The following is a 5053-nucleotide window of genomic DNA, read 5'->3' as shown; positions in this document are numbered from 1 at the left end:
AATACTGTCGGTCTGTCCCCCTTTTATTTTCAGCGATTATTCAAAAGGCTGGTAAACAAACCGGTTCAGGAATATGTGAAGCTACGCCGTTTGGCAAAGGTTATTGAAAACCTGAAAAGTACCAACCATAGGATTCTTGACGTTGCCCTGGACTATGGCTTTTCAAGTCACGGGAATTTTACACGGGCTTTCAAGGAAACGTATGGGATTACGCCTGAAAGCTACAGGAGGGATTTGCCAATGCTCAATACATTCGCCAGGCCGGAAGTTTCCATGAATTATGTTTTAGTAGACGAGGGGGTTCCGCTGGTGGCCGGAAATATCGTCCTGGAAATCCAGAGAAGGACATTGGAAAAACCGGAAATTTACCTTGGCCTGGAAACGGAAGTCCGTATTTCCGAACAAATGCCGGCTGGTGAAAGCACAGGTGTAGATGTACCGGGACAGCTTTGGAAGCGTTATCACATGGAGAAGGTTTCCATCGCAGCCAATCTAAATACTGCTGTAGAAATGGGAATGTCCCATGGGGAAGGTACTGTACAGAACTTTTTCACTTATTTTGCAGGCGGCCTTGTTCAAAATATTCCGGACCGGCTGCAGGATGGTTTTGTTAAGAGGGAACTCCCGGCAGGAGAATACATCGTTTGCAGAGTCGAAGCAGAAAATTTTGAGGATTTGGTAACGGTTTCTTTAGATCAGGCCGGTAAATATCTTTTTGGTATCTGGCTGCCCCGCCACAATTTAACCACGGAGCCTTTCTCAGCAGAAAAATATTACCGTGACCTGGAGGGGATGGCCTGTATGGAAATTTGGGTCAAGCCCCTGCCACTGAACAATAAAGGCTAAGGAGGAATTCAGAATGGATTGGAATACGCTATATTCAAAGGAAAAATCTCCTTCAATGGAGCAAGTCACAGAATACATTAACAATTCTTTATGGACAGATTTTAATAACCGTATTCAGTCCACCTATCGGATCAGGCCCTGCATAGAACACAGCCGTTGTTCTATGCAGGCAGGCTGGAATATTAAGTATAAAAAAGGCGGAAAGTCTCTTTGTACACTCTATCCGATGCAGGGCTATTTTATTGCTCTCGTGGTTGTAGGAAGTCGTGAACTTACGGAGGCAGAGTTTCTTATGCCGCAATGTTCCGACTATGTGCAGACAGTATTCAAAAACACAAAAACCGGAAATGGACAGAAATGGTTGATGCTGGATGTGCGGGATAGAGAAATTATGGATGATGTATTTCGCCTTATCAATCTCAGAAAGCGTATACCATCATAGCAGGAATATGAAAGTTGCAGAGCCGTTTTATGACAAACTGTGTATAACAAGCCGGAAGGAGAGGCAGTTTAATGTCTGAACAGGTATTGTCCATATGAATAGGAGAAAATAGAATCGTACTTTTGGTTGTTGATATCCCAAATTTGATTATGAATAATGAGTTATATGATTTTCAGGTATTATTATTGGGCTGTAGACGGATTACTGTATAGATGCATCTGTGAAAGGTGGCTTTGAGCACGGTTTTAAAATGATTGTTCCGGCAAACCAGTATGGTTGATAATGCATATATATCAGCCGATAATTCTTATAAATATTACAATGGGTTCATGTGGAATGGAAGATATACAGAATGTATCTCATTTGAAAAAGCGTTTGGATTGATGAATAAATAAATCAGGAAGTGGCAGGGGTGTTTGCGGATATGAAAAGATATATTGCTTTATTAAGGGGTATCAATATAAGCGGGAAAAATAAAGTGCCAATGGCAGAATTAAAGAAGGGATTTGAAACACTTGCTTTTGTAGAAGTGAAAACATATTTGAACAGCGGCAATGTGATTTTTTCCAGTGATGAAGATAATATAAGGAAGCTTACGGACAAGATTGAGGAAATGATAAAAAATCAGTTTGGACTGGATATTCCTGTTTTTGTCCTGTCAAGGGAAGCGCTTGAGGATATTTTACAAAATGCGCCCGACTGGTGGGGCAGTGAGAACAAAGAAATCTATGATAATCTGATTTTCATAATACCGCCGGCTGCATTTTCCGATGTATACCCCCTGCTGCGCTCCTGCAAGGCATCCGCCCACATCCCGGAATGGAGGCGCCTGGAAATGGAGGCCGCTGCCGCACCGGAACCGACGAAGCCGGCCCCGTAAAAGCAGGCACCAAAATAGACAACGAAAACAGCATCAAAGCCTGCCCCAAAAGCAGGGACAAAGCCTGCGGGAAAAGATGCGGTGAAAGCACCGGCACCTGGCGCACAGCAGAAAGCGCCGGCCCCTCCGGCATCCGGGCCGGAAAAGGCTGCCCCTGCCGTATCTTCCGGCACGCCTGCCGGGATCGTATCTGCGGACAAGGATTCCATCATGTCCTGAAATGCAACTGCTATGGAACGGCCCGTTTTGGGGCTGTGAAATAGAACAACAACATTTATGGAGGTAAACACATGGCAAGAAAAAAAGAACTTATGGAACTGGAAAACCCTTCTATGGAAGGAAACAACCCTTTGGACGGAACGGGCACAGAGGCCGAAGCCTTCCCCGGAGAGGGCACACCGCCTGAAGCGGACGGCATGGACTTAAATGAGCTGCTTGGCAGCATGGACCAGGAACCGGCTGCCGCACCGGATCTGGCAGAGGGGGATCTCCCGGAGCTTACAGAGGAAGAAATCTTCGGGGAGGGGCCGGAAGGTTCCGGGGGCACCGGCACCACGCATGGCGCTGACGGGGAAAGCGATGCTTTCGGGGAAGCACAGACGGAACTGGCAACCTCACCAGAAACAGGCAGCACCCCTGCAAAGACCAGACGCACCACCCGCAGAAAAAAAGAGAAACCCTCTACAGAAACTGGCGGGGAAGCACAGAAAGAAGAAACAGAGATGCTGGAGAACATGGAAGCTGTGCCTGATCCCCTGGCGGCCGATGCTGATACCGATAAGAGCAAGCTGGCTGATGATACCGCAGAGAAAGCGGAAGAAACCATTCCCCAGGAAGAAACAGAACCCACTGGAGCCGGGCCGGAAGATACGCCTTTCCCCTCCGCTGAAGGCACAGCCGGAACTGCGACTCCCTCCATGGCATCCCCCTCCCGCCGTACCGCCGCCAGAGGCAGGAAAGAGGCGACCCCGGTACTGACACTGGATGTGCGCGGGGAAGTGGAGACGGAAGAATCCCGTGGGGACGCCATCTGGCATGAGATCCACAATGCCTACCGTACCAGACGTATCCTTACCGGGCAGCTTGGCGGGATCGAGCAGACGGACAACGGCAAGACCATCACCATCGTAGACTATAAGGGCTTCCGGATCGTGATCCCCTTAAAGGAGATGATGATCAATGTAGGCCGCAGCCCTTCCGGACAGGAATATGCGGAGCTGATGCTGCGGCAGAACAAGATCCTCGGCAACATGCTGGGGGCGGAGATCGACTTTATCGTAAAAGGCATTGATTCCAAAACCCGCAGCGTGGTCGCCAGCCGGAAGGAGGCCATGCTCAGGAAACGGCAGACCTTCTATCTGGATACGGATGCGGCAGGCATGTACCGCATTTATGAGGGACGCATTGCCCAGGCCCGTGTGATTGCCGTGGCAGAGAAGGTCATCCGGGTGGAGGTATTCGGAGTGGAGTGCTCCATCATGGCCCGCGACCTGGCCTGGGAGTGGATCGGGGATGCCCATGAGCGTTTTTCCGTAGGCGACCAGGTGCTTGTGCGCATCCTGAACGTGCGCCGTGACAGCCTGGAGGATATGGGAATTAAGGCCGACATCAAGAGCGTGTCCCAGAACACCAACTATGACAACCTGAAAAAATGCCGCATCCAGAGCAAGTATGCCGGCAAGGTCACGGACGTACATAAAGGCGTGGTCTATATCCGGCTGTCCAACGGGTGAACGCTGTGGCCCACTCCTGCTATGACTACCGGACTCCCGGCAAGAAGGATGATGTGAGCTTTGCCGTTACCCGGATTGATGAAGAACGGGGCGTGGCTGTGGGGATCATTACCCGGATCATCCGGCAGAATCTGTGATATTTCTTGCAGATATGATATAAAACATATGGAGCTACAACTCTTTTAAATATTGTGGTTCCATACTTTTATCTCTTTACATAGCCATTCCTCTACATCTTTTCCTGATACGAAAGCGCAACGAACAGGTTTAAAATCAACTAACATATTACAGTTTCATGCTTACACTTTGGGCAGAATAAGGGGAAGTTTTCAAGGATAGTATCTGCTCTAAGTTGTATGCGGGTTTTGCTGTTACACACTGGACAATACAACCATACCCGTCCAGACATTAAACCACCTCACTTTCCGGTTTGTTAAACACAATTTCATATTTGATCCCCTCTAAATCTTTGAAAAACATCGCATAATAATAGGGACCGTGTTCTTCAAAAATTCGTGGAGTATAAATTATATTTGCCCCTATTTCTTTGATACGTAAATAGAGCTCATCCACTTCTTTTCTTGAATTAGCTCTAAATGCCATATGGTGAAATGCTCCTGGTTTTCTTCGGTGTATAGTATCACTTTTGAAAGTTGTACGGGGTGAACATATAGCAAAATCAAAACTTTCGTTCAAATATTCAACCACATATAAATCGTGTTCTTCAATAACGGCGCTTATTTTGTCCGTCAGACTATATCCCAAAATGGGCATAAGTTTGTCACAAAACGGCTCTGCGATCTTCATATTTTTAACCGTAATTTGAATATGATCAATAATCGGTTTCATCCTTTCCTCCTTCTAATTTGTGAGCCAATATTGTCGGCCATCTCTGGTACGCTCCATAAATCCGTACATAATAAGGTATCGTCGAATAGTCATATAATCAGCATAAATAGGCTTGAGAATTTCATTAACTTCATGCTCACTGTATTTTTTTCCATATTCAAATTGTTCAGCTATTTTTCCAAGGATAACAACCTTTTTCTTTTCTTTGGGCGAAAAAGATTTTAGTACAAGAGGTTGAATACTGGAAAAAAAAGTCTCAACAATGTGTTGCTTTTCATCCTCTGTGATAAGATAGCGATCATC

8 protein-coding genes and 1 pseudogene are annotated in these 5053 nt (G+C 46.6%); 6 read left to right on the top strand and 3 right to left on the bottom strand.

Going from position 1 to position 5053, the window contains the following annotated elements:
- The 6 genes and pseudogenes from ACTO17_RS19495 to ACTO17_RS19470 all read left to right on the top strand — a co-directional run.
- Nucleotides 1-846, top strand: an 846-nt coding sequence (locus tag ACTO17_RS19495; protein ID WP_482559092.1) for a helix-turn-helix domain-containing protein, incomplete at its 5' end; no start/stop codon positions are given.
- A gap of 13 nt (nucleotides 847-859) precedes the next feature.
- Complete coding sequence (locus ACTO17_RS19490) at nucleotides 860-1288, top strand: DUF3788 domain-containing protein (RefSeq protein WP_482559091.1); 429 nt, start codon at nucleotides 860-862, stop codon at nucleotides 1286-1288.
- Between the two features lie 424 nt (nucleotides 1289-1712).
- A pseudogene (locus ACTO17_RS19485) lies at nucleotides 1713-2066 on the top strand (DUF1697 domain-containing protein); the annotation flags it as partial.
- A gap of 41 nt (nucleotides 2067-2107) precedes the next feature.
- Nucleotides 2108-2431, top strand: coding sequence for a hypothetical protein (locus tag ACTO17_RS19480; RefSeq protein WP_482559090.1), 324 nt, complete (start codon nucleotides 2108-2110; stop codon nucleotides 2429-2431).
- A 27-nt stretch (nucleotides 2432-2458) separates the two neighbouring features.
- The gene (locus tag ACTO17_RS19475) at nucleotides 2459-3901 is read left to right on the top strand and encodes a S1 RNA-binding domain-containing protein (RefSeq protein ID WP_300819894.1); all 1443 of its coding nucleotides are present in this window, start codon (nucleotides 2459-2461) and stop codon (nucleotides 3899-3901) included.
- Between the two features lie 5 nt (nucleotides 3902-3906).
- Nucleotides 3907-4038 (top strand): hypothetical protein, encoded by a 132-nt coding sequence (locus ACTO17_RS19470; RefSeq protein WP_482559089.1) that lies wholly within the window; start codon nucleotides 3907-3909, stop codon nucleotides 4036-4038.
- A gap of 140 nt (nucleotides 4039-4178) precedes the next feature.
- On the opposite strand, the gene ACTO17_RS19465 is transcribed toward ACTO17_RS19470, so the two are convergent.
- The 3 genes from ACTO17_RS19465 to ACTO17_RS19455 all read right to left on the bottom strand — a co-directional run.
- Complete coding sequence (locus ACTO17_RS19465) at nucleotides 4179-4310, bottom strand: cysteine-rich KTR domain-containing protein (protein ID WP_482559088.1); 132 nt, start codon at nucleotides 4308-4310, stop codon at nucleotides 4179-4181.
- The gene (locus ACTO17_RS19460; protein WP_482559087.1) at nucleotides 4310-4750 is read right to left on the bottom strand and encodes a VOC family protein; all 441 of its coding nucleotides are present in this window, start codon (nucleotides 4748-4750) and stop codon (nucleotides 4310-4312) included. Before ACTO17_RS19460 ends, ACTO17_RS19465 begins: the two co-directional genes overlap by 1 nt.
- Before the next feature lie 12 nt (nucleotides 4751-4762).
- Nucleotides 4763-5053: DUF2087 domain-containing protein (locus tag ACTO17_RS19455; RefSeq protein WP_482559086.1), on the bottom strand; the 291-nt coding region annotated here is incomplete at its 5' end.

The organism is Petralouisia sp., assembly GCF_056822245.1.
The sequence above is the reverse complement of the archived record's forward strand: the minus strand, read 5'-3'. Positions and strand labels throughout refer to the sequence as shown.

Bases quoted from the DNA above. Each gene is read 5' to 3' on its own strand.
- ACTO17_RS19480 (WP_482559090.1), top strand. From the start codon at position 2,108: ATGGAGGCGCCTGGAAATGGAGGCCGCTGCCGCACCGGAACCGACGAA.
- ACTO17_RS19460 (WP_482559087.1), bottom strand. From the start codon at position 4,750: ATGAAACCGATTATTGATCATATTCAAATTACGGTTAAAAATATGAAG.
- ACTO17_RS19475 (WP_300819894.1), top strand. From the start codon at position 2,459: ATGGCAAGAAAAAAAGAACTTATGGAACTGGAAAACCCTTCTATGGAA.
- ACTO17_RS19490 (WP_482559091.1), top strand. From the start codon at position 860: ATGGATTGGAATACGCTATATTCAAAGGAAAAATCTCCTTCAATGGAG.
- ACTO17_RS19465 (WP_482559088.1), bottom strand. From the start codon at position 4,310: ATGTCTGGACGGGTATGGTTGTATTGTCCAGTGTGTAACAGCAAAACC.